Source organism: Streptomyces meridianus (genome assembly GCF_023703325.1).
GTDB classification, from domain to species: Bacteria; Actinomycetota; Actinomycetes; order Streptomycetales; family Streptomycetaceae; genus Streptomyces; species Streptomyces meridianus.
This window is the reverse complement of sequence record NZ_JAMQGM010000009.1, coordinates 1-22,499: the sequence shown is the minus strand read 5'-3', so window position 1 is coordinate 22,499 and position 22,499 is coordinate 1. Positions and strand designations below refer to the sequence as shown.

Below are 22,499 nucleotides of genomic sequence, written 5' to 3'. Positions count from 1 at the left end.
GCGAATCCGGCGGGGGTAATGAAGAGCGTCCGGCTCAATTAACGGCGGCGGGCTCGAATTCCTCCGCCGACCGCTAAAAGGAAAACTTCCGGTGAGACGAACTCCACATCACATGGTCATCACGAAGCGGGGCGGCCGACGCGAGGACCGGTCTCACGCACGGTAACGTCGATTCAGTGCGTACCGACCGAGTCTTCGCCCGCCTGGAGCAAGAGCCCGAGCGGCCGAGCAACCTCCAAGTCCCGCGGATGAGTCGTATCCGGCGGGTCTTGTTCGGCATGACACTCGTGGTCTACGCGGCGATCGTCGGTGCCGTGCTGACGACGACGCGGCTCGTGCGCCTCGACTGGCAGGTGATGCTCTTCCGCCCCTACCAGGAGTGGCCCGAATGGCATGCCTTCCTGGACTACTTCGTCGTCCTCGGACAGCGCGGGCCCACCGCGGTCCTCGTGGCGGCCTGGCTCGGCTGGCGGTCGTGGCGGCAGCGGACGCTCCGGCCGCTGCTTGCCCTGGGCGTCGCCCTGCTCCTGCTCAACGTGACGGTGGGAGCGGTCAAGATCGGGCTGGGACGGCTCGGGCCGCACTACGCCACCAGTGTCGGATCGGCCGAACTCTTCGCCGGCGGCGACATATTTCCCTCCGGCCACACCGCGAACGCGGTGGTGACCTGGGGCGTCCTGGCCTATCTCGCCACCACACCGAGCGCCCGGCGGGTGCTCTCCGTGGTGGGCGCGGTCTTCGCGCTGGGTGTCGGGGCGACCACCGTCTACCTGGGCACCCACTGGGTGAGCGACGTCCTCCTGGGCTGGGCGGCAGGGCTGCTGATCCTGCTCGGACTGCCCTGGTTCGAGCCGTCCATCGCCTGGGCGGAGCAGTGGATCCTGGCGCACCGCGGGCGGCTGCGGGAGCGCCGCGGGCTCATCAGCGTCCCCCCGCTCTCCCCGGTCGCCGTACGGGCGGCCATGGCCGCTCAGCGGGCCGAGGCGGGCGACCCCGTCGCCCCGCACACCGGGGGGGCCGGAAGCCGCGCAGGCCACGGCACGGCGGCTCGGAACACCGACTGGCCGCACCACCCCGCCCGTCCGCACACCTCCCGCTCGGAGCGCACTCCGGTCACACCGTCCGGCAGCAGGCGGCCGCAGCACCCGGACCGTGCCCCGCGCACCGCGCCGCTCGGCCCTTCGACGCCGCGGGGCCGCGCGAGCGGATGACCGGATGCACACATCGCAGGGGGCGGCCCCCGAAGTGCTGCACTTCGGGGGCCGCCCCCTGCGGGCCGCCGGTCACCCCTTCCAGCACCGGACGACCGCGTCGTCCTCGACCGTGAAGTTCAGCCTGCCCTCCAGGTACTCCATCGTGATCATCGCGCCCGGGGGCAGCGCCCGGACCGTGGTCCAGCCGTGCTGCCTGGCGCGGCTCTCCGCCTCGGCGGACGCCAGCCCGACGTAGGCGTCGAGATCGTCGGCGGCGGGATCCTGGGGCCTCGAAGTGTCATTCATGTCACCACCGTAGGCCGCCGGAGAGCGACGCGGAAGGAAGATCCAGGCGACCAGCAGATCCACGGATCGTCACACTTGTGTCACAAGCCGTTCCGTGAGTTCCGGCCCTTCCGGGCCTCTTTTCCGGGTCTTACCGACGAAATACCGGCACCGGGGACCGACATCTGCGCATCCGCCGAGAAGGCCCGCAAATTCCGCTGGGGAATGTACGTCCACAGCGCACCGGGCAGGAATTCCGGGGCCTCCGACGCCCGTCCGGGCCGTACGGGGAAACGCCCCCCGGGGAACCCGGGCCGGAGCGCTCCGGCGCTGCACCGTGGAGACCCCGTCGCTCCGCCCTAGGGTGTGGACGATCGCAAACCCGGGTGCGGGCGAGTAGTTCGCCTCCCCGGCGGAGGCCGCACTGAGACGGCGAAGGGGCGACGATGGCGACGGTCAGTTCGGCGACGGAGGCTGCCGCAGCACCGGCCAGGAGGCCGGGCAGGGTGGTGGTCGACTGGCTGACCACCACCGACCACAAGAAGATCGGCCACCTCTACCTGATCACGTCCTTCGGCTTCCTGTTGGCCGGCGGGGTGCTCGCGATGCTCATCCGCGTGGAGCTGCTGCAGCCCGGCCTCCAGCTGCTCTCCAACGAGCAGTACAACCAGGCGTTCACGCTGCACGGCACGATCATGCTGCTGCTGTTCGCCACCCCGACCTTCGCCGGCTTCGCCAACGAGATCGTGCCGCTCCAGATCGGTTCGCCGGACGTCGCCTTCCCCCGGCTGAACATGCTCTCCTACTGGCTCTTCCTGTTCGGCGGCCTGATCGTCGTGATGGCGATGATGGTGCCGGGCGGCGCCGCCGACTTCGGGTGGACGGCCTACGCGCCGCTGAACAGCCTCGTGCGCAGCCCCGGGGTCGGAGCCGACATGTGGATCATGGGGCTGGCCCTCGCCGGATTCGGCACGATCCTGGGCGCGGTCAACTTCCTCACAACGATCATCTGCATGCGCGCACCGGGGATGACCATGTTCCGGATGCCGATTTTCACCTGGAACGCCCTTTTCACATCGATTCTGATTCTGCTGGCCTTCCCCGTGCTCGCCGCGGCGCTGTTGTGCCTCGAGGCGGACCGCCGCTTCGGCTCGCACGTCTTCGCCCCCGAGAACGGCGGGGCGCTGCTGTGGCAGCACCTGTTCTGGTTCTTCGGCCACCCCGAGGTCTACATCATCGCCCTGCCGTTCTTCGGCATCATCACGGAGATCCTTCCGGTGTTCTCCCGGAAGCCGGTGTTCGGGTATCTCACCCTGATCGGCGCCACGATGGCCATCACCGGTCTTTCGGTGGTGGTGTGGGCGCATCACATGTTCGTGACCGGCGCGGTACTGCTTCCCTTCTTCTCCCTTCTGTCGTTCCTGATCGCTGTTCCGACCGGGGTCAAGTTCTTCAACTGGTCCGGAACGATGCTCCGCGGTTCCCTGTCGTTCGAGACGCCGATGCTGTGGGCCGTCGGATTCCTCGTCACATTCCTGTTCGGCGGCCTGACCGGGGTGATCCTGGCCTCTCCCCCGATGGACTTTCACGTGACGGACAGTTATTTCGTCGTGGCCCACTTCCATTACGTGGTTTTCGGCACGGTGGTCTTCGCGACGTTCGCCGGATTCCACTTCTGGTGGCCGAAGTTCACCGGCAGGATGCTGGACGAACGGCTGGGGAAGATCCACTTCTGGACCCTGTTCGCGGGCTTCCACACGACGTTCCTGGTCCAGCACTGGCTGGGAGCCGAGGGAATGCCCCGGCGCTACGCCGACTACCTGGCCGCGGACGGGTTCACCGCCCTGAACATGGTGTCGTCGGCCGGCGCCTTCCTGCTCGGCCTGTCGACGCTGCCGTTCCTCTACAACGTGTGGCGGACGGCCCGGTACGCGCCCCGGGTGCACGTGGACGACCCGTGGGGCTGGGGCCGGTCGCTGGAGTGGGCGACGTCCTGCCCGCCGCCCCGGCACAACTTCGTGACCCTGCCGCGCATCCGTTCCGAGTCCCCGGCCCTCGACCTGCACCGGCCGGAGGTGGCGGCCCTGGAACCTGTTCCCCCGCTGCGCGAGCGCTCGCTTCCGGACGGGGACTGAGCCGGCCGCCGGGACAGCCCGCCTCCGTCAGGGCCGGTAGGGCAATTGGGGCACGGTGAAGCAGTTGCGGGTCATGTCGCCGCCCCGGGTCACCCAGCCGCCGCGGCCGTCCAGGGCCCGGTCCTGCCAGCGGGCCACGGACAGGCAGCTCCTCCCGGTCGCCGGCGGCCGGGGGGAACGGCGGAACCCTGCGGGCAGCAGCAGGCCCTCAGCCGTGTAGGGCCGGGCGCGGTTCATGAAGCGCTCGACGCACGCACGGGTCAGGCCGGCGCCGCAGGACTTCGCCGCGTCGGTGAACCACATGGCCGCGGCCCATCCCTCCAGCTGCCACTGCGAGAGCGGCCGGCCGGGGAACCGGTCCCGCATGGCGTCCCGGAACCGTGCGACCGCCGGGTTGCCGGTCTCGTCGTGGTTGCGGCTGGAGCCCGTGACCCACAGGGCGTTGCGGCAGCCGGGGGCGTCCTTGTAGTCGTCGGCGACCGTGTCCGTCCAGTTCTGGACGTTGGTGACCTTGGCGTCCACGCGAACGTCTGCCGCGTCCAGCGCCTTGCACAGTTCGGTGTTGCCGTGGACGTCCATGGCGTCGAACACCACATCGGTCCCGCGGTCCCGCAGATCGGCGGCCACCGCCGCGAAGTTGGGCAGCGCGAAGTCGACCTGCTCCGGCACCACTCGGTAGCCCTCGGCACGCAGACCGCGCATCACCAGCCGGGCGTAAGCGGCCGACGACGCCTGGTTGTAGAAGACGACGCCGGCGGTACGCGCCCCGACTTCCCGCCGGAAGAACCGGTACACCTCGGTCCCGCCGTAGAGCAGGCCGTTCCAGCCCGGTTCGCCGTCGCGGGGAGCGCTGCTGCCGTGGATGCCGTAGAGGTGCGGGTAGGTGTCGTACGCGGCGCCGATCGGCTGGCCCCCGATGTCGGGCACTCCCGCACGGCTGACGCGGGCGGCCCCGGCGTAGTCCAGGGACGTGGTGGCGACCAGTGCGAACACCTTCTCCTGCTCGACGAGCCGCTGCACACAGGCGCTGTTGCCCACCCCGCTGCCCCCGTCGTCGCAGGTCAGCAGCTTGACGGAACGGCCCCCGATGCCGCCCTTCGCATTCAGCCGGTCGAAGTACGCCTCGGCGCCGTCCCGCGGGCCGGTGAACGCGGCCCCGCCGACCGGGCTCGTCGCACTGCTGATGATCCCGACCTCGATCGGACTGCGCGAGCCCGCGCTCGGGGAGCCCTCGCGGCCGCGGCGTTCGAAGGCGTTCTCCGGCAGCCGGCTCCCGCAGGCGGCGACGGGGACGAGCAGCAGGCCGAGCAGTGCCACCGTCAGGATCCGGTCAGCAGCCCGGGATGTCCTGGCCATCGCCCTGCTGCACCAGCCCGCAGAGGGATTTCGCGGACACCTTCCACGTCCCGCCCTCCTCGACCGACACGCCCGTCGCGTCGGGGAGCGCGGTCTGGCCCTGGAGCGTGAGGTCGTAGGTGACGTCGGCCTTCGTCGACGAGGTGAAGTCCACCTTCTTGACGTCCGCCTTGACCTGGCCGACCCGCTCGTCGCCGCTGAACGCCTCCAGGGCGGGCCGCAGCCTGCCGCCGCCCTCCAGCAGGTCCAGCTTCTGCTGAATGGGGGTGGCCGGGTCGAAGAACTTCTCCCAATCGGCCGTCACCTGCTTGCGCGCGGCAGCGGGATCGGAGGGCTCGTTCGCCTTCTTGGACGTCGTCTCCTTCGACGGGGTCGCACTGGGCGACGCTCCCCCGCCGTAGCCGCCGCCACCACCGCACGCCGCGGCCCCCGCGCCCAGCAGGAGGGCCGCTGCCGCGGCCCAGGACACACTGCGCGCCTGCGTGCCGAAAGCCATCTGGCTCACCACCGGGTGTAGTCGGTCGGATACTGATCGATGATCTCAGAGTGTGGCCGGGGGAACGCTCGTGCAACTCATCGGCGAGCGCTCGGGCCTGTGACCAGCGGTCGGCAACCACGAGGGGGCCCGGATGCGGACACCACGGCTTCCGGCCCCGGTGCGGGTCGCTCCGTGGGCCGGCTGGGCCGCGCTGGCGGCCGGCGCAGTGCTGTCCGTGCTCGGCTGGTACGGCGTGTCGGGCGAACGGTTCGCGGAGCGGCAACTGCCCTATCTGGCCTCCGGCACGGTCCCCGGCGCCGCGGCGGCGAGCAGCGCATGCTGGCCGTGGCCCGCGCGCTGCTGTCGCCCGCTCGGCTGCTGCTGTTCGACGAGCCGTTCCAAGGGCATGGCTCCCGCGACCGCCGAGCGGACGTACGCCCTGCTCGGCTCGGCGACAGCAACCGGACGGACGGTCGTCGTGGCCGAGCAGGCGCTGCCGCCGGGGCTGCGTGCCGTGACGGCGGTGGTGTACGAACTGCGGCGCGGGACGGTGGTGTTCTGCGGTGAGCCGTCCGAGCGGCCGGACGGCGGCGGTACTACGGGATCCGCAGCCGCGCTCCGACATTGATCAGGTCCGGGTTGTTCCCGACCGTCTGCCGGTTCGCCCGGTAGAGAGCGGGCCATCCGCCCTTGACCAGGTAACGCTGGGCGATGACGCTCAGCGACTCGCCCTTGCGGACCACATGGATCGACCGGGCCCCCCGCGGGGCCGACCCGTACCGCTGACCCTCCACGGCCTGTCTCCTCTGCTTGTTGCGTTGCTGCTTCTGCGGGGTGTCCTGCGCTGCCGACCCGGACGTGGTGACGTTGCCGGCAGCGCTCTGTGCCGAGGTGCCGTCGTCGGCACCCGGCGGGACTGTGCTGTCCGAAGGCGGGGCGGGCTGCGGTCGGGAAGGGCTGAGGCCGGCCAGCCCGTACCGGCGGGAGCAGGCCGGCCAGGCGCCCCAGCCCTGGATGCGCTGAACGGATCGGGCCACCTTGATCTGCTGTTCGCGGGTGGCCAGGTCGGCGCGGGGTGCGTAGGCGCGTCCGCCGTGGCTCACCCAGGTGGCCTGGCGGAACTGCAGGCCGCCGTAGTAGCCGTTCCCCGTGTTGGCGCTCCAGCGTCCGCTGCTTTCGCACTTGGCGAGACAGTCCCACGGTCCGAGGTCACCGCAGGAGCCGGTACTGCGAAGGATGTTCGGCCCGCGGGCCTGACTATCAGGGATGGGCACCGCGGTGCGTGTGCTTCCGGAGAAGGCTGCCGCGTCGCCGGGGGCGAGGGCGAGCAGAGCGAGGGCGGCCGGAAGCGATGATGTGATGAAACGAGTGGTGTATGCCATTTCGGCACGCTAGGCAGCATCTTCGCGCGCTGCCGGGGAGCCGCGCCGCACGCCGCGCCGAGGACCACCCGCGCAGACCAAGCCCCGGAGCGTGACCCGGGACCGCGGTTCTCCGTTGTTCTCATATGAGCCGGGGGCCCCCGGCTCGCGTTCCGAGACCGAGGAGCCACCCCGTGCCGCGCATGCTCGACGTCAGCGATGACGTACGCGCCGAGATCGGCGACGAAGAAGCCGACCGGCTGCTCGCCGGCGTCAACGCCCCGGGCCATTACGACTGCACCTCGTGCCGCACCCCGGGCGACACCCAGCAGGAGCGCACCAGCACCGTGCTCTTCGTCGGCGACGAGACCGCGGTGCTGGCCTTCGCCCACGCGACTTGCATCCCCTCCCAGGTGGTCCCGGTGTCGGAGGAGCAGTTGCAGGGGGCGGTGCGGAGCATCACCGGCGACGAAGGACCCCTCGCCGGCCCTCCTGCACCCGCCGCAGCCGAACCGGCGCCCTCCGTCCCCGCAACGCCACCCGCAGGCCCTGCTCCTGCGCTCGCCGGCGAACCCGCGTCCGTACCGCAGCAGGCGCGCCACACCTCGCACGCGGACAGCACGGAGAGCCCGCGGCAAGCGGTCATCGGCGTCACGAGCGGCCTGGTGCTGATCGACGGAGTGCTGCACGCGGCGATCGTCGCCGAGCCGACCGGGCCCGTCGCCCGCGCGGGCACCGACGGTCCGGGCGACGACTTCCTGCCCCTGCTCCTCGAGCACGGCTTCGCCCCGGTCACCGACGTCGAGCGGCCACCCGCCCCGCTCGGGGGCTGGTCGGTGCTGCTGGTGAACGGGGAACTGCACGCCGTCCTGCAGCCGGGTCCGGCCGGGCCGGTGGCGTGGTGGCAGGCTCATCGACCGCTCGCGGTCACGGAAGCCTGGCGGGCGACCGTCAATCGGACCCACACGGTCCTGATGTTCGCAGGCCCGGCGGGCTCGATCGGCCAGCAGGCGCGCGAGGACCTGCTCCGGGACGCGCTGGACAAGGCCGCCACCGATGGGCTCCTGGTCGGGGCCATGATGCCGCTGACCGGCGCATGACCGCACCCGGCCCCGGGGCGCACCGCCTGCCGGTTCCCGCTCTCGGCCATACGTCGCACAGGGTGCAAAACGGCTGGTTCTCCGCGAACCCGCATCCGCCGGACCTCGGAGTCGTTGGCACCTACGTGCACCCCTACGACTCCTCCCACCGGCTCCCCCATCCGAGCCCCATCCCCGCGATGCGTCCGTCATACGACGCCCCGGTCGTCCGTCACCGGACTTCCACGCCCATCTACGACGCTCTCTACGCCGAGTACCGCCGGGCCTTCAAGGCGCTGCCCGGCGACCGGTCGGGCGAGGAAGACTACGAGTTCACGCCGTTCGACTCGCTGCCGAGCACGGTGGACTGGGACCGCATCAGTTCGTGGGAACCGACCGGGTCGTGGGAAGCCACCGGACGGCGAAGGCGCCGGGGAAACCCTCCTCCGGCCCTGCCGCCAGGGAACCGCGACGACCGCCGGCACGGGTTGTAGCGCACACGGAAGGGGCCGCCCGGAAAAATCTCCGGGCGGCCCCTTCCGGTGTGTGGCCTCACTTCTTCCGCCCGCGCTTCTCGCGGACCCGGACGGAGATCTGGATCGGTGTGCCCTCGAAACCGAACTCCTCGCGCAGCCGCCGTTCGACGAAGCGGCGGTAGCCGGCCTCCAGGAACCCGGAGGCGAAGAGCACGAACCGGGGCGGCCGGGTTCCCGCCTGGGTGCCGAACAGGATGCGGGGCTGCTTGCCGCCGCGGATGGGGTGCGGGTGCGAGGCGACGATCTCACCGAGGAACGCGTTGAGCCGCCCGGTCGGGACGCGGGTCTCCCAGCCGGCCAGAGCGGTCTCGATGGCGGGGACGAGCCGCTCCATGTGCCGTCCGGTCAGCGCCGAGACGTTGACCCGGGGCGCCCACTGGACCTGTACCAGGTCCCTTTCGATCTCGCGCTCGAGGTAGTAACGGCGCTCCTCGTCGAGCAGGTCCCACTTGTTGTAGGCGATGACGACAGCCCGGCCGGCCTCGACCGCCATGGTGATGATCCGGGTGTCCTGGACGCTGATGGTCTCCCCGGCGTCGATCAGGACCACCGCGACCTCGGCCTTCTCCAGCGCAGCAGCGGTCCGCAGCGACGCGTAGTAGTCCGCCCCCTCCTGGAGGTGCACTCGGCGGCGGATACCGGCGGTGTCCACGAACTTCCAGGTGATACCGCCGAGTTCGATGAGCTCGTCGACCGGATCGCGCGTTGTGCCGGCCAACTCGTCCACCACCACGCGCTCCTCGCGGGCCACCTTGTTGAGCAGCGACGACTTGCCGACGTTGGGCCGGCCGATGAGCGCGATCCGCCGCGGCCCGCCGGTGCCGCCTCCGAAGGTCTGGGCGGGAGCCTCCGGCAGCGCCTCGAGTACCGCGTCGAGCAGATCACCGGTTCCGCGGCCGTGGAGGGAGGACACGGGGTGCGGCTCGCCGAGGCCGAGCGACCAGAGCATGGCCGCGTCGGGCTCTCCGGTCGGGCCGTCGACCTTGTTGGCACACAGCACCACGGGCTTGCCGGCCCGGCGGAGCAGCTTGACCACGGCCTCGTCGGTGTCCGTGGCGCCCACCGTGGAGTCCACCACGAACACCACGGCGTCCGCCGCCTCGATGGCGAACTCCGCCTGGGCGGCCACCGCGGCGTCGATGCCGAGGACGTCCTGCTCCCAGCCGCCGGTGTCGACGACCTTGAACCGGCGGCCGGCCCACTCGGCCTCGTACGTCACGCGGTCGCGGGTGACGCCCGGACGGTCCTCGACGACGGCCTCGCGGCGGCCGAGGATCCGGTTCACCAGCGTCGACTTGCCCACATTCGGCCGGCCGACGACGGCGAGGACGGGCAAGGGCCCGTGCCCGGCCGCGGCGAGTTCGCTCTCGACCTGCTCGGGGTCGAAGCCCTCCTGCGCCGCGAGCTCCATGAACTCCGCGTACTCGGCTTCGCCAAGCTCACCGTGCTCGTCGCCGGTGTGGATCTGGTCGTTCATGAGCTCTGTACCTCGTCGTCCTTCGTCCGCCGGCGGCTGTCCACCTCCGGCGCGGGGCGCGGGCCCGTGCGGCCCGCGTCTCAGGTTGTGGGAGCCGGGGAGGTGTTCCCCGGAGTGGCGGCGGCGCGTCCGGTGACGCGTCTCGCCTCGTGCAGGTGGGCGGTGAGCCGCTCCTGGATACGGACAGTCGCGGCGTCGAGCGCCGTGCGGGTTCGTCTGCCGCTGCCGTCCCCGGCCTCGAACGCCGCACCGAAGACCACGTCGATACCGCTGCGCAGCGGCGGCAGCGCGGAAACCAGCAGGCCGGGGCGCTCGGCACTGCCCAGCACCACCACCGGCACGACCGGAGCGCCGGACCGGACCGCGAAGTAGGCGAGGCCGGCGCGCAGCGAGGCGAAGTCGCCCTCGCCCCGGGTGCCCTCCGGGAAGATACCGAGGACGCCGCCGTCCTGCAGCACGTGCAGTGCGTCGGTGACGGCCCTGCGGTCGGTGGTGCCGCGGTCCACCTTCAGCTGGCCGATTCCGCGCAGGAAGGGGTCGAGCGGTCCGACGAAAGCCTCTTTCTTGATCAGGAAGTGCACCGGCCGGGGTGCCGTCCCCATCAGCATCGGGCCGTCGAGGAGGTTCGCGTGGTTGACCGCCAGGATGACCGGGCCGGAGGCCGGGACCCGCCAGGCGCCGAGTACCCGCGGCTTCCACAGCGAGCGCATCAGGCCGATGCCGATCCTCCTGCCGACGGCCGCCCCCCGCGGACTGGGCCCCGCACCGCTGGCGGCTCGGGTCACGCCTGCTGTCCCGCCCGGGCGATCGCGCCCTCGATCAGGGTCACCACGCACTCTATGACCTGGTCCAGGGTGAGGTCCGTGGTGTCGACCTCGACGGCGTCGTCCGCCTTGGCCAGCGGCGACGTCTTGCGGCCGGCGTCTGCCGCATCGCGCTTGACCAGCGCCTCGCGGGTCGCGGCGACGTCCACGGGAACCTTGCCGCGCAGTTCACCGCTCCGGCGGGCGGCGCGGGCCTCCGGCGACGCAGTGAGGAAGATCTTGATGTCGGCGTCCGGGAGCACGGTGGTGCCGATGTCCCGCCCCTCCACGACGATGCCGTTCCCGGCGCTCGTGGCGATGACGCGCTGCAGGTCCGTTATCAGGGTTCGGACCTCCGGGACGGCACTGACCGCACTGACCGCCGAGGTGACCTCCTGGGTGCGGATCGGTCCGGAGACGTCCACTGCGTCGACCGTGATGGCGGGAGCCAGCGGGTCGGTGCCGGAGACGATGACCGGCTTGGCCGCGGCCGTCGCCACGGCGGACGGGTCGTTCACGTCGACACCGTTGTTCAGCATCCACCAGGTGATGGCCCGGTACTGGGCTCCGGTGTCGAGGTAGCTCAGGCCGAGCTTGGCGGCCACGGCCTTGGACGTGCTGGACTTGCCCGTGCCGGAGGGGCCGTCGATGGCGACAATGACTGCTGCCGGGGCGGTCCGGGCGGCGGTTTCCACGGTGACGAACACCTTCCTGTGCACGGGGGGAACGGTCGGGGCCCCGTCCGGCAGGTCAGGCCTCACGGCGGACGGCTCTGCGTGTCGGACGGGCCCTCGGGGCATGCGGGCCTTCGGACAAGGTTACCGGCCGGGCGAGCCTGCCCTCACCCCCCGTGGGGAGGGGAAGGCCCCGGGGCCTCCGTGAGCCTGCGCACAGCATGCCCCGCGCAGGTCCGCCGCTCACGCCGGTCAGCGCCTCACTGCCGGATCGACCAGCCCCGCTCGCGCAGCGCCGCGCTCAGGCCGGGCGCAGCCTTGGGCTCGACCATGAGCTGCACCAGGCCGGTCTGCTGCCCGGTCGCGTGCTCGATGCGCACGTCCTCGATGTTGACGCCCGCCCGGCCGGCGTCGGCGAACACCCGGGCCAGTTCGCCGGGCTGGTCCCCGATGAGCACGGCGACGACCTCGTAGGCGGCCGGGGCGGTGCCGTGCTTGCCCGGTACGCGGGCCCGGCCGCTGTTGCCGCGGCGCAGGACGTCCTCGATACCGGCGGCGCCCCCGCCGCGCTCCCCCTCGTCGGAGGACTGGAGGGAGCGCAGGGCCTGCACCGTCTCGTCGAGGTCCGCGGCCACCGACGCGAGGACGTCGGCGACGGGGCCGGGGTTGGCCGAGAGGATGTCGATCCACATCCCGGGCTCTGAGGCCGCGATTCTGGTGACGTCCCGGATGCCCTGGCCGCACAGTCGTACGGCCGTCTCCTCGGCCCCCTCCAGACGGGCCGCCACCAGGCTGGACAGCAGCTGGGGGGTGTGGGACACGAGCGCGACGGCGCGGTCGTGGGCGTCGGCGTCCATCACCACCGGCACCGCGCGGCACAGCGAGACCAGCTCAAGGGCGAGGTTGAGCACCTCGGTGTCCGTGTCCCGGGTGGGAGTCAGCACCCACGGTCTGCCCTCGAAGAGGTCCGCCGTGGCGGCGAGCGGGCCGGAGCGCTCGCTGCCCGACATCGGGTGCGTGCCGAGGTACTGGCTCAGGTCGCCCCCGAGGTCCGCGAGCTCCCGTCGAGGCCGGCCCTTCACGCTGGCGACGTCGATGCAGCCGCGCGCCAGGCCGCGGCGCTGGACATCGGCGACGACACCCGCCACGTGTGCGGGCGGCACCGCGACGACGGCCAGGTCCACCCGGCCCTCCGGCCCCTCGTCGGTGCCGGCTCCGAGAGCGGCGGCGGTGCGCGCCCGGGCGGGGTCGTGGTCCTGCAGGTGCACCCGGACCCCGCGCCCCGACAGCGCCAGGGCGGCGGAGGTACCGATGAGCCCGGTGCCGATGACGACCGCGGTCCTCACTGGGCGATGTCCTTGCGCAGGGCTGCGGCGGCGCCGAGGTACACGTGGGCGATGTCGCTCTTGGCCAGGTCGGTCTCGACGTGCGCGAGGACCCGGACGACGCGCGGCATCGCCCCGTCGATGTCCAGTTCCTGGGCGCAGATCAGCGGCACGTCGACGATGCCGAGCCCGCGGGCCGCGGCCGCCGGGAAGTCACTGTGCAGGTCGGGTGTGGCCGTGAACCAGACACTGATCAGGTCGTCCGCCACCAGGTCGTTGCGGTCCAGAACGGCGGTGAGCAGCTCGCTCACCTGCTCGTGCATGTGTCCGGATTCGTCCCGCTCGAGCTGGACGGCTCCTCGGACGGCTCGTACCGCCACGTTTCGCTCCCTCGGGGCATGCGCGCGCACGCGCTCGGATGGCCGGTGGTGTGGCGATCAGCCTAGTCACTGGGGAGACGGCGGGGAGCGGGCGACCGGCCTGCGAGACGGGCACGGGGAGGTGCGTCCGGCGCACGGGGAACGGCCGGACGCGGAAGAGGGTCATCCGAGCTGCTGCTGCTTGATGACCTCGTCGAGGGAGCCGCTCTGCGGGAGTCGTCCCCGCGGGGTGAGCTCGTCCACGGTGCGGGGCAGTACGTCGGCCAGCCGCTCCGCGGCCTCGTGCGGACCGACCCCCTCCCGGTGGGCCACTTCGAGGAGGACGTCCGGCGGCAGGGCGTCGATCAGATCCTCCCCGGTGACGGGCTGGTTCCGGCCGGTTCCGATCCAGGACTGCGCCTGCTCGCCGAGACCGCCGGCGCTCAGCGACCGCAGCAGCCCTTCGAGCGGGTTGCCGCTGCCGGCACCGCCGCTGCGGCCCAGCGCACCGAGCAGCGATCCGACGATGTTGCCGCCTCCGGCGCTCTGTCCGCCGAGGAGGCCGCCGAGGAGATTCCCGAGATCCTTGCCGGCCATGGCTGCACCTTCCTGCTCGTGGCCGGTTCCGGACGCCACCCGTCCCGGCCCTCACCCCCATTGTCCCGCGGTCCGCGCGCCGGACCCTGTCGAGAGTGTGTATAAATCTAACGACAGCGGTTGATTTCCTCATCCGGGACGGGGCGAGTCAGGTGAGCAGACGTCCGGTAGAACAATCAGCATGATCTTCCACGTGGTTCCGCTCGACGACTGGCTGGCTGCGCCGGACCGCCCGTACGCACCGCCCGGCCTGGCCGAGGACGGTTTCGTGCACTGCTCCCCGGACGAGGCCACCGCGCTCGCCGTCGCCGACGCCCTGTACCGCGAGACGGTCGGGCCGCTGATGGTGCTTCTCATCGACGAGCAGCTTCTGGACTCCCCCGTGCGCTGGGAGGCCGCCGACCCCTCCCCGCCGCCGGGCGTCGGCCCGGATGTCCTCTTCCCCCACGTCTACGGCCGCATCAACCGCGCGGCGGTGGCCGGGATGCTGGAGGTGCGGCGGGACGCCGACGGCGGGGCGACGGGACTAGCCGTCTGGTCCTGAACCCGGTTGCCGCGCCGGGCGGTTCGGGGCCGCGTGACGGCCATGGCCGGGCAACTGGTGTCCTCCTGCTGCTGCGAGGACATCGCACCTGGCCGGAGCATGTACGACGGTGGTGGCTGCAACGCCGTTCCTGTGCCACGGTCGGTCACATGACCAGGAATCAGCACTCCGGCTCCCACCACCGCGGGCAGCGGCACGTGCACACCGGCGCGGACCCCGGGAGGAAGCCCGTCTCCCGGGCGGCGCGCCTGCGGCACCGGCTCGCCCACCTGGTGCCCCCCACGGTCACGGGACCACGGACAAGGTGGACCCCTCGATGGAGAGCTCGCGGGAGGGGATGCGCACCCTGTGGATCTCGCTCGTCGTCCTGGGGGCCACCACCGTCGTCCGGGGTCTGATCGTCGCCCTGTCGGGATCGGTGGCGCTGCTGGGCGACACCGTCCACAACGCCGCCGACGCGCTGACCGCCGTCCCGTTGGGCGTCGCGTTCCTGCTCGGCAGACGGGCGGCGAACTCCCGCTACACGTACGGCTACGGACGAGCGGAGGACCTGGCCGGCGTCCTCATCGTCGCGACGATCGCCGCGTCCGGCCCTGGCCGCCCACGCGGCCGTCGACCGGCTGCTCGCCCCGCAGGACGTCACCCACCTGTGGGCGGTTGCCGGCGCCGCGCTCGCCGGCTTCGCCGGCAACGAGTGGGTGGCCCGCTACCGCATCCGCACCGGGCGCCGGATCGGCTCCGCCTCCCTGGTCGCCGACGACCTGCACGCCCGCACGGACGGCTTCACCTCGCTGGCCGTCCTCCTGGGGGCCGGAGGCGCCGCACTCGGCTGGCGCGCAGCCGACCCCGTCGTCGGCCTGGTCATCACCCTCGCCATCGCCATGGTTCTCAAGGACGCCGCACGCGAGGTCGGCCGGCGGCTGATGGACTCCGTGGACCCCGGCCTGGTCGAGACCGCCCGCACCGCGCTGCGCGGGGTGGAGGGCGTACGCGGCACCGGGCACGTGCGGATGCGGTGGATCGGCCACGCTCTGCGCGCCGAGGCCGACATCGTCGTCGACCCCCGCCTCACGGTCGTGGAGGCCCATCGCATCGCGGTTGCCGCCGAGCACGCCCTGGTCCACGCCGTGCCGCGGCTCACCGCCGCGACCGTGCACACCGACCACACGCCCGTCGGCACGGACCCCCACGCCGTCATCGAGCACCACCGGAGCGCACCGACCGGTTCCGGGCCGCGGGCGGCCGCCGGCGGCCCGTGAGGGGATCCGGGACCCGGACCTGCGGCCGCGCCCGGCGCGGAGCGCGCGGATGCCGCAGTCAGGTGCGCGGGGCATCCCAGAGCGCGCCGAGTCCGAGGAGCTCGTCCCGGTACTCGATGCGCTCCGCCCACTCCTCCGGCCAGGCGTCGGCTCCCCGGTGGGCGCCGGCGAACGCACCGGCGAGGCAGGCGATCGAGTCGGAGTCGCCGGAGGTGCAGGCGGCCCGCCGCAGCGCCGTCACCGGTTCGCCGGGGAAGAGCAGGAAGCACAGCAGCCCGGTCGCCAGGGCCTCCTCGGCGATCCAGCCCTCGCCCGTGGCCCGGCAGGGGTCCTGCTCCGGGTCCGGAGAGCGCAGTGCCGCCTCGAGCCGGTCGAGGGCGTGCAGGCACTCGTCCCACCCGCGCCGCACGAAGTGCGCGGGTGAGGGGTCCTGCGCATGGCTCCACAGATCGCCGAGCCATTCCTCGGGGTAGTGGTCCCGGCTCGCCCTCGCGTACTCCCGGAGGCGAGCCGGGAGCCGGGCGGGGTCCGTGCCCTGCGCCAGTTCGTGGACAACGCGGGCGGTCAGGTCGCTCGCGGCCAGGGCGGTGGGGTGGCCGTGGGTCAGAGCGGACTGCAACTGGGCTGCCCCGGCTCGCTGTTCGTCGGTCAGGCCGGGTATGAGACCGACGGGGGCCACGCGCATGTTCGCCCCGCAGCCCTTCGAGCCGACCTGGCTCGCCTGCTGCCAGGGCAGGTCGCCGTCGAGCTTCCGGCACGCGACGAGGCAGGTGCGGCCCGGGGCCCGGTTGTTGTCGGGTGAGTGGTACCAGTCGACGAACTCGTCGCGCACCGGGCGCACCAGACGCGTCGGGACCAGCCGGCCGCGTTCCATGGCGGTGCGCAGGCCGCGTGCGAGGGCCAGGGTCATCTGGGTGTCGTCGGTGACGATCGCGGGCCGGGGCAGTTCCATTCCCCGCCAGGGACCGCACTTGGCGAGGATCGACGGGACGTCGTTGAACTCGGTCGGGAAACCGAGGGCGTCGCCCAGGGCGAGGCCGATCAGGGTTCCGGTGGCGGTGCGCTTCATGGGGTCCGTCCTTCGGGTCGCATGAGCGGTGGCTGGAGGGTGGCTGCGCTGCCGGCGCGGTACAGGGCCGCCGGTGCGCCGCGGCCTCCCGTGCGCCGCGGCGCGTTTGGCATTCGCTCGACGAAGCCGGGGCTCGCGAGCACCTTGCGGCGGAAGTTGGGCCGGTCGAGGGCGACGCCCCAGACCGTCTCGTACACCTGCTGCAACTCGCCGAGGGTGAACGCGGCGGGGCAGAAGGCGGTGCCGAGGCAGGTGTACTCGAGCTTGGCGCGGACGCGTTCGTGCGCGTCCGCGAGGATGCGGTCGTGGTCGAAGGCGAGGCCCGTGCAGTCCGCGACGGGTCGCCAGCACGCTCCCGTCGCGTCGCCGCCACCGCGCGGTTCGGGCAGGTCGGGTACGAGCGCGGCGAACGCGACCGACACCACGCGCATCCGCGGATCACGCCCGGGATCGCTGTAGGTGCGCAGCTGTTCCAGGTGGAGCCGGGCGGCGTTGGGCCCCGACAGGCCCGTCTCCTCGGCGAGTTCACGGCGAGCCGCCTCCTCGGCGGACTCCTCCCGGCGGACGAATCCGCCGGGCAGCGCCCACCGTCCCGCGTAGGGCTCCTCGCCGCGCTCGATCAGCAGTGCTTGGAGGACGTGCTCGCGGACGGTGAACACGGCCAGGTCGACGGTCACCGCGAACGGCTCGAAGGCGTAGGGGTCGTAGCCGGGCGGAACCTCGGCGCTCACCGGGCCGGCTCCCGGAGTTGCCTGTCCCCGACGGGCTGCCCGGAGCCGCGGATCGGGAGGGTTCCTCGCCGCTCGGGCAGCGGGTCGGTCATCCCCCAGCGCCCGGCGAGCAGCGCGTCGACAGCGGCCACGGCGGTCGCGAGGCGTTCGGGGTGCGAACCGCGGAGCGTCACGAACGGCCTTCCGGTGGAGCGGAGTTCCGTACGGAAACGGTCGGTCATCCAGCCGCGCAGGTGCTCGCCGTCACGCAGGCCGTCGTCCTCGAACGGCACGTCCTCGTGATCGGTCAGCAGCCACAGGTGCTGGCGGCGGCCTTCGGGCGGGTCGGCGACCGCGGCCACCTCGGGGCTCGGGACGCCCAGGTAACGCTCGTGCCAGACGGTGGTGGCGAAGGCGTCGGTGTCGCAGAACAGGACGGGTCCCCCGGTGCGGGAGGCCGCCTCCTCGTCGGCGCACTGCCGACGGGCGATGAGCGGGAACTCGTCGCCGGTGAAGACGACTTCGCTCCAGTGGGCCTGGGGACGCGCGGCCCGGAGCGCCGCGAGCTTCTCCTCGCTGCGGCGACGGCCGTACTCCGGCACCCAGGCGGTGCCGGCCCAGGGGCCGCCCCGCTCCCGGTAGTGCTCGGCGAGGGCACGCGCCATGGTCGTGGTGCCGGACGACTCCGCGCCGAGGACGACGACGCGGCGGGCGAGGGCCGCGCGCACCGGCGGGGACAGGAACGCCCAGTGGGACGCGGGGTCCCGGCGCACGGCGGTGCCGGAGACGGGGTACGCCACGCGGTCCGGATCGACGAGGACGGCCGTGGCGCCGAAGCGGCGGGCCAGTTCCTCGCCGTAGTCCTCGGAGCTGAAGACGGCGTCGACCGGTTCGGGGACCGCCGCCCGGAAGACGGCCATGTGGGCATCCCAGGCGGCCGGATCGGTGGTGTCGACGGGATGGTCGTCGACGGTTCCGGTGACCCGGACGTCCGGGTGCGCCTCCCGCATCCACGCGACGCGGCCGGCCAGCGGAAGGGATTCGGCCGTGGACGCGCAGACGAGCACGGTGAGCCGCCGGCACCGGGCCGCCGCGGTGCGGACGAGGTGGTGGTGGCCGGCGTGCGGTGGATAGAACTTGCCCAGGACGAGGCCGTGTTCGTACTCCGTCATGCTGCTGCCCCGACGGTCGCGGAGCCGGACGGCAGTGGCGCGATGTCGCGCCGCCAGTCGCGCAGGCCGAAGACGCACAGCGTCATGAAGCCGAGATAGAGCAGCGAGGTGAGGTAGAGCTCCTTGTGGGCGTAGAGCGGGATGTAGATCACATCGGCGGCGATCCACAGCCACCACGACTCGAGACGCTTGCGGCACTGCCCGTACGTGGCCGTCAGGGACAGCGCGGTCGTCAGGGCGTCCCAGAAGGGAACCGTCGAATCCGTCGCCCGGTCGAGGAGCAGGGCGAGGGCGGCCGTCCCCGCCGCACCGGCTGCGGTGAGCCAGAGCCACTCCCGCCGGCTCGTTCGGCGCACCGGAAGCCGCGAGCCCGGCGCGCCGCCGCGGGCCCAGGTCCACCAGCCGTACACGGCAAGGGAGATGAAGACGACCTGGAGTCCGGCGTCGGCGTAGAGGCCGGCCTGGACGAACAGCAGGATGAAGAAGACGTTGTTGGCAATGCCGATCGGCCAGTTGGCGATGTGCTGCCGCGCGACGAGCCAGACGCAGAGGGCTCCGGTGCCGAATCCCAGGACCTCCGTCCAGCTGACCGGGGTGTCGAGCAGCGTCACGAACGGCTGCTGCAGGGGTCCGAGTAGGTCCGCGAGTCCCATTGCCCGCCTCCTTTATAGTCGAATTGACTATAAAGGAGCGCGAGGGGCGTGCACAAGCGGACAGCGTCTGTTCCCTGGCCCTTCGGGGCCGGAAACAGACGCTGTCCGGCGTCAGTTCAAGGGTCGGTTCAGAGGTCGACCTCGCGCATCAGCATCCCGACCTCGGTGTTCGTCAGCCGGCGCAGCCAGCCGGACTTCTGGTCGCCGAGGGCGATCGGCCCGAAGCTGGTGCGCACCAGCTTCTCGACGGGGAAGCCCGCCTCGGCCAGCATGCGGCGCACGATGTGCTTGCGGCCCTCGTGCAGCGTCACCTCGACGAGGTAGTTCTTGCCGACGTTCTCGACCACGCGGAAGTGGTCGGCGCGGGCGTAGCCGTCCTCCAGCTCGATGCCGTTCTTCAACCGCTTGCCGAGATCGCGCGGCAACGGGCCCTGGATCGCGGCCAGATAGGTCTTCTTGACCCCGTACCGCGGGTGGGTGAGCCGGTGCGAGAGCTCACCGTGGTTGGTGAGCAGAATGATGCCCTCGGTCTCGGTGTCCAGCCGGCCGACGTGGAACAGGCGGGTCTCCCGGTTCGTCACGTAGTCGCCGAGGCACTGCCGCCCGTCGGGGTCCTCCATCGTGGAGACGACGCCCGCCGGCTTGTTCAGCGCGAAGAACAGGTACGACTGGGTCGCCACCGTCAGGCCGTCGACCTTGACCTCGTCCTTCTCGGGGTCGACCCGGAGTCCCTGCTCGGTGACGATCTCACCGTTGACCTCGACCCGCCGCTGCTCGATCAGCTCCTCGCAGGCGCGCCGCGAACCCATTCCCGCGCGGGCGAGCACCTTCTGCAGCCGCTCACCCTCCTGCTCGCCGAAGGTCTTGGGGAGCTTGACCTGCTGCTTGCTGTGGCGCGCACGGTTCCGCTCCTCGATCTGGGCGTCGAACTCGCGCGGCCGGGCCGGCTTCGACGGCCCGCGACGGGCGCCCGGCCCGCTTTTTGCACCGGGCCCGCCGGGGCCGCCGCTGCGGCCGCCCGATCCCTTGAAGCCGCCGGACTTCGCGGCGCCCTGCGCCCCCGTGCGCGGCCCGGGACCGCCCTTGCCCCCGCGCTTGGCGTCTCCGGACCGGCCCCCGCCGGAGCCGGAGTCCTGCCGGCCGCCCACGTCGTAGCGGCGCTCCTCGGGACGGGGACGGCGCTCGCGCTCCTGCCTGTCGTCCCGCCGGCCGCTGCCGCCCTGCGGGCCGGGGCGGCCACCGCCCGCGCCCCGCCGGCCCTGCCCGCCGCTGTCCCTGTTGTTCCTGCCGCTGCTTCGCATCAATGTTCCGTCTGAGAGTGGCCGCTGTCGTGTACGCCGGGCGCCCGCACGTCCTCGTCGGGAGCGTCCGGGTCGAACGACGGCACCCCTTCCTGGGACTCGCCTTCGACCGCGTCCGCCTCCGGGAGGAAGGGCGCCAGCTCGGGGAGCTCCTCCAGGCCGCGCAGGCCCATCCGCTCCAGAAAATAGTTCGTCGTCCTGTACAGGATCGCACCTGTTTCGGGTTCCGTTCCCGCCTCCTCCACGAGTCCACGCTGGAGGAGGGTCCGCATCACGCCGTCGCAGTTCACTCCGCGGACCGCCGAGACACGGGAACGGCTGACCGGCTGACGGTACGCGACCACGGCGAGGGTTTCCAAAGCGGCCTGCGTCAGCCGAGCGTGCTGGCCGTCGAGAACGAAGGCATCCACGGCATCGGCGTAGTCGGGCCGGGTGTAGAAACGCCAGCCGCCGGCGACGAGCCGCAGGTCGAAGCCACGGCCCTGGCGCGTGTACTCGTCGGACAGTTCGCGCAGCGCCTGGCCCACCACCCGGCGGGGACGGTCGAGCACCTTGGCCAGGTGCGCGTCTGTCGCCGGCTCGTCGACGACCATGAGGACCGCCTCCAGTGCGGGCTTGAGCTCGAGAGCGGCGATGTCCTTCTCCTGGGCGGCCTCCGGTCCGGTGGGCCCGGGGACCGTCTCGGCCTGCTGCGGCTCGTACCCGGCCGTGTCGCTCATGCCTTCTCCTTCTCGTCGGCTCGGTCGCCCGGCTCGTGGTCGAATTCGTCCGTGACGACCGGCCGGGCGCCATCCGCGGTACCGGTCCAGCGCACCGTGAGCGAGCCAAGCGCCTCCTCCTGGTCGAGGGCGACCGCGCGCTCGCGGTAGAGCTCGAGGAGTGCCAGGAACCGGGCCACCACCGTCAGGGTGTCCGGGGCGTCCTCGGTCAGCTGCCGGAAGCTCGCCTCCCCGGCCTCGCGCAGCCGGTCGATGACCACCTGCGCCTGTTCCCGGACGCTCACCAGCGGGGCGTGGATGTGGTCGACGTACACCTGGGGCTTCGGCTTGGGCCGCATCGCCTTGACGGCCAGCTTCGCGAAACCCTCGGGGCCGATGCTGATGACCACCTCGGGCAGGAGTTCCGCGTGGTGCGGCTCGAGCCCGACCGTGCGGGGCCGGCTCAGCGCCTCTGCGGCCAGCCGCTCGCTGAAGATGTCCGCGATCCGCTTGTAGGCGCGGTACTGCAGGAGCCGGGCGAACAGCAGGTCCCGCGCCTCCAGCAGCGCGAGGTCCGCCTCGTCCTCGACCTCGGCGGCCGGCAGCAGGCGGGCCGCCTTGAGGTCGAGCAGGGTCGCCGCCACCACGAGGAATTCGGTGGTCTGGTCGAGGTCCCAGTCAGGGCCCATCGCGCGGATGTGCGCCATGAACTCGTCGGTGACCTTGGACAGGGCGACCTCGGTGACGTCCAGCTTGTGCTTCGAGATCAGCTGGAGCAGCAGGTCGAAGGGGCCCTCGAAGTTGGCGAGCCGGACGGTGAAGCGGGCGTCGGTCTCCGCTTCTGCAGGCCTGTCCCCGGGTTCCGCAGCGGCCGGGGCGGGCTGCTCGGACGGTCGGCCGGATCCGGGGGGCGGTGCGGGCGGCGGCTGTACCTCGACGCGGACGGCCGGCCGCCGAGGTCCCGGTTCCGGGACGGGCCCGGAATCCGGCACGACGGGCGCCGGCGGTTCCGGATCCGGCCGGGGCTCCGGCTCGGTCACGGACTGCGCGTCGGGCTCGCCGTCCGGCGCGGCCTCACGCAACGGTTCGGCGACGGAGGGCGGCGGAGGCACCGGCGCGCCCGCCCCCGCAGTACCGGGGCCCCGGCCGAGCACACGGCGGGAGCGGCGTCCGGGGGGAGCGGGATCGTCGGTCGGCATGGCGGTCCAGAGTGCGGATGTCCCCCTGGCCGGGGGTCGGGCGGGGCAGCCCGCGAACCGGCAGGTTACCTCTCCGGGTCACCGATACGGGGGATGTACTCCGCAATCCCGGCACCGGGGCAGTGGACCGGGTGTCGGCGCTCTCCCGGCCGCAGTGTCAGCGTCCGCGCAGCCGGCGCACGAGGATGCTCGCCTCGCCACGGGACTCCAGGTCGGCGAGGACGACCGCGACGGCC

Annotated in this window: 23 protein-coding genes and 1 pseudogene; 7 read left to right on the top strand and 17 right to left on the bottom strand. The window is 72.3% G+C overall.

Annotated features, from left to right (window positions below; genetic code table 11):
- Window positions 1–176: 176 nt before the first annotated feature.
- Complete coding sequence (locus M1E25_RS04265) at window positions 177–1,211, top strand: phosphatase PAP2 family protein (RefSeq protein ID WP_251409759.1); 1,035 nt, start codon at window positions 177–179, stop codon at window positions 1,209–1,211.
- Window positions 1,212–1,283: 72 nt separating this feature from the next.
- Here M1E25_RS04265 and M1E25_RS04260 read toward each other — a convergent pair whose 3' ends face one another.
- On the bottom strand, window positions 1,284–1,499 hold the full coding sequence (locus M1E25_RS04260) for an I78 family peptidase inhibitor (RefSeq protein WP_251409756.1): 216 nt from the start codon (window positions 1,497–1,499) through the stop codon (window positions 1,284–1,286).
- Window positions 1,500–1,924: 425 nt separating this feature from the next.
- Here M1E25_RS04260 and ctaD point away from each other — a divergent pair, with 425 nt between their 5' ends.
- A complete protein-coding gene (gene ctaD / locus M1E25_RS04255) occupies window positions 1,925–3,613 on the top strand; it encodes an aa3-type cytochrome oxidase subunit I (RefSeq protein ID WP_251409752.1) in 1,689 nt (562 codons plus the stop codon).
- Window positions 3,614–3,640: 27 nt separating this feature from the next.
- Here the strand turns inward: ctaD and M1E25_RS04250 are convergent, their stop codons facing one another.
- Window positions 3,641–4,969: an ABC transporter substrate-binding protein gene (locus M1E25_RS04250; protein WP_251409749.1), complete on the bottom strand. Its 1,329-nt coding sequence runs from the start codon at window positions 4,967–4,969 to the stop codon at window positions 3,641–3,643.
- Window positions 4,944–5,465 (bottom strand): MTB12 C-terminal domain-containing protein, encoded by a 522-nt coding sequence (locus M1E25_RS04245; protein WP_251409746.1) that lies wholly within the window; start codon window positions 5,463–5,465, stop codon window positions 4,944–4,946. The genes M1E25_RS04250 and M1E25_RS04245 overlap by 26 nt, the downstream gene beginning before the upstream one ends.
- A gap of 133 nt (window positions 5,466–5,598) precedes the next feature.
- On the opposite strand from M1E25_RS04245, the gene M1E25_RS04240 reads away from it, so the two are divergent.
- On the top strand, window positions 5,599–6,075 hold the full coding sequence (locus M1E25_RS04240) for a hypothetical protein (protein ID WP_251409743.1): 477 nt from the start codon (window positions 5,599–5,601) through the stop codon (window positions 6,073–6,075).
- On the opposite strand, the gene M1E25_RS25565 is transcribed toward M1E25_RS04240, so the two are convergent.
- Window positions 6,044–6,829: a transglycosylase family protein gene (locus tag M1E25_RS25565; protein ID WP_285830361.1), complete on the bottom strand. Its 786-nt coding sequence runs from the start codon at window positions 6,827–6,829 to the stop codon at window positions 6,044–6,046. The genes M1E25_RS04240 and M1E25_RS25565 overlap by 32 nt on opposite strands.
- A 173-nt stretch (window positions 6,830–7,002) precedes the next feature.
- Here M1E25_RS25565 and M1E25_RS04225 point away from each other — a divergent pair, with 173 nt between their 5' ends.
- Together M1E25_RS04225 and M1E25_RS04220 are read left to right on the top strand one after the other, a co-directional pair.
- The gene (locus M1E25_RS04225; RefSeq protein WP_251409741.1) at window positions 7,003–7,908 is read left to right on the top strand and encodes a DUF8842 C-terminal domain-containing protein; all 906 of its coding nucleotides are present in this window, start codon (window positions 7,003–7,005) and stop codon (window positions 7,906–7,908) included.
- Between the two features lie 179 nt (window positions 7,909–8,087).
- Window positions 8,088–8,381, top strand: a complete 294-nt coding sequence (locus tag M1E25_RS04220; protein WP_285830360.1) for a hypothetical protein — start codon at window positions 8,088–8,090, stop codon at window positions 8,379–8,381.
- Between the two features lie 58 nt (window positions 8,382–8,439).
- On the opposite strand, the gene der is transcribed toward M1E25_RS04220, so the two are convergent.
- The 6 genes from der to M1E25_RS04190 all read right to left on the bottom strand — a co-directional run bounded on the left by der (window position 8,440) and on the right by M1E25_RS04190 (window position 13,658).
- Window positions 8,440–9,900 (bottom strand): ribosome biogenesis GTPase Der, encoded by a 1,461-nt coding sequence (gene der, locus M1E25_RS04215; RefSeq protein ID WP_251409738.1) that lies wholly within the window; start codon window positions 9,898–9,900, stop codon window positions 8,440–8,442.
- An 80-nt stretch (window positions 9,901–9,980) separates the two neighbouring features.
- Window positions 9,981–10,610: a lysophospholipid acyltransferase family protein gene (locus M1E25_RS04210; RefSeq protein ID WP_251409822.1), complete on the bottom strand. Its 630-nt coding sequence runs from the start codon at window positions 10,608–10,610 to the stop codon at window positions 9,981–9,983.
- 71 nt (window positions 10,611–10,681) lie between these two features.
- Window positions 10,682–11,410, bottom strand: coding sequence for a (d)CMP kinase (cmk, locus tag M1E25_RS04205; RefSeq protein WP_251409819.1), 729 nt, complete (start codon window positions 11,408–11,410; stop codon window positions 10,682–10,684).
- 227 nt (window positions 11,411–11,637) lie between these two features.
- On the bottom strand, window positions 11,638–12,723 hold the full coding sequence (locus tag M1E25_RS04200; protein WP_251409737.1) for a prephenate dehydrogenase: 1,086 nt from the start codon (window positions 12,721–12,723) through the stop codon (window positions 11,638–11,640).
- The gene (gene aroH, locus M1E25_RS04195) at window positions 12,720–13,082 is read right to left on the bottom strand and encodes a chorismate mutase (RefSeq protein WP_251409734.1); all 363 of its coding nucleotides are present in this window, start codon (window positions 13,080–13,082) and stop codon (window positions 12,720–12,722) included. Before aroH ends, M1E25_RS04200 begins: the two co-directional genes overlap by 4 nt.
- Before the next feature lie 162 nt (window positions 13,083–13,244).
- Window positions 13,245–13,658: a YidB family protein gene (locus M1E25_RS04190; protein ID WP_251409731.1), complete on the bottom strand. Its 414-nt coding sequence runs from the start codon at window positions 13,656–13,658 to the stop codon at window positions 13,245–13,247.
- Window positions 13,659–13,839: 181 nt separating this feature from the next.
- On the opposite strand from M1E25_RS04190, the gene M1E25_RS04185 reads away from it, so the two are divergent.
- Together M1E25_RS04185 and M1E25_RS04180 are read left to right on the top strand one after the other, a co-directional pair.
- Window positions 13,840–14,202 (top strand): DUF952 domain-containing protein, encoded by a 363-nt coding sequence (locus M1E25_RS04185; protein ID WP_251409728.1) that lies wholly within the window; start codon window positions 13,840–13,842, stop codon window positions 14,200–14,202.
- 149 nt (window positions 14,203–14,351) lie between these two features.
- Window positions 14,352–15,461, top strand: a pseudogene (locus M1E25_RS04180) (cation diffusion facilitator family transporter).
- Between the two features lie 58 nt (window positions 15,462–15,519).
- Here the strand turns inward: M1E25_RS04180 and M1E25_RS04175 are convergent.
- The 7 genes from M1E25_RS04175 to M1E25_RS04145 form a co-directional block, all read right to left on the bottom strand.
- The gene (locus tag M1E25_RS04175) at window positions 15,520–16,530 is read right to left on the bottom strand and encodes an ADP-ribosylglycohydrolase family protein (RefSeq protein ID WP_251409725.1); all 1,011 of its coding nucleotides are present in this window, start codon (window positions 16,528–16,530) and stop codon (window positions 15,520–15,522) included.
- A complete protein-coding gene (locus M1E25_RS04170) occupies window positions 16,527–17,261 on the bottom strand; it encodes an NUDIX hydrolase (RefSeq protein WP_251409722.1) in 735 nt (244 codons plus the stop codon). Before M1E25_RS04170 ends, M1E25_RS04175 begins: the two co-directional genes overlap by 4 nt.
- Window positions 17,258–18,412 carry an AAA family ATPase gene (locus tag M1E25_RS04165; RefSeq protein WP_251409719.1) on the bottom strand — a complete coding sequence of 385 codons (1,155 nt, stop codon included), beginning with the start codon at window positions 18,410–18,412 and terminating at the stop codon, window positions 17,258–17,260. The genes M1E25_RS04170 and M1E25_RS04165 overlap by 4 nt, the downstream gene beginning before the upstream one ends.
- Window positions 18,409–19,065, bottom strand: coding sequence for a nicotinamide riboside transporter PnuC (pnuC, locus tag M1E25_RS04160; RefSeq protein ID WP_251409715.1), 657 nt, complete (start codon window positions 19,063–19,065; stop codon window positions 18,409–18,411). The genes M1E25_RS04165 and pnuC overlap by 4 nt, the downstream gene beginning before the upstream one ends.
- Before the next feature lie 128 nt (window positions 19,066–19,193).
- A complete protein-coding gene (locus M1E25_RS04155) occupies window positions 19,194–20,366 on the bottom strand; it encodes a pseudouridine synthase (protein WP_251409711.1) in 1,173 nt (390 codons plus the stop codon).
- Window positions 20,366–21,085 (bottom strand): SMC-Scp complex subunit ScpB, encoded by a 720-nt coding sequence (gene scpB, locus M1E25_RS04150; RefSeq protein ID WP_251409708.1) that lies wholly within the window; start codon window positions 21,083–21,085, stop codon window positions 20,366–20,368. Before scpB ends, M1E25_RS04155 begins: the two co-directional genes overlap by 1 nt.
- Window positions 21,082–22,263 (bottom strand): segregation and condensation protein A, encoded by a 1,182-nt coding sequence (locus M1E25_RS04145; RefSeq protein ID WP_251409706.1) that lies wholly within the window; start codon window positions 22,261–22,263, stop codon window positions 21,082–21,084. The genes scpB and M1E25_RS04145 overlap by 4 nt, the downstream gene beginning before the upstream one ends.
- Between the last annotated feature and the right edge of the window lie 236 nt (window positions 22,264–22,499).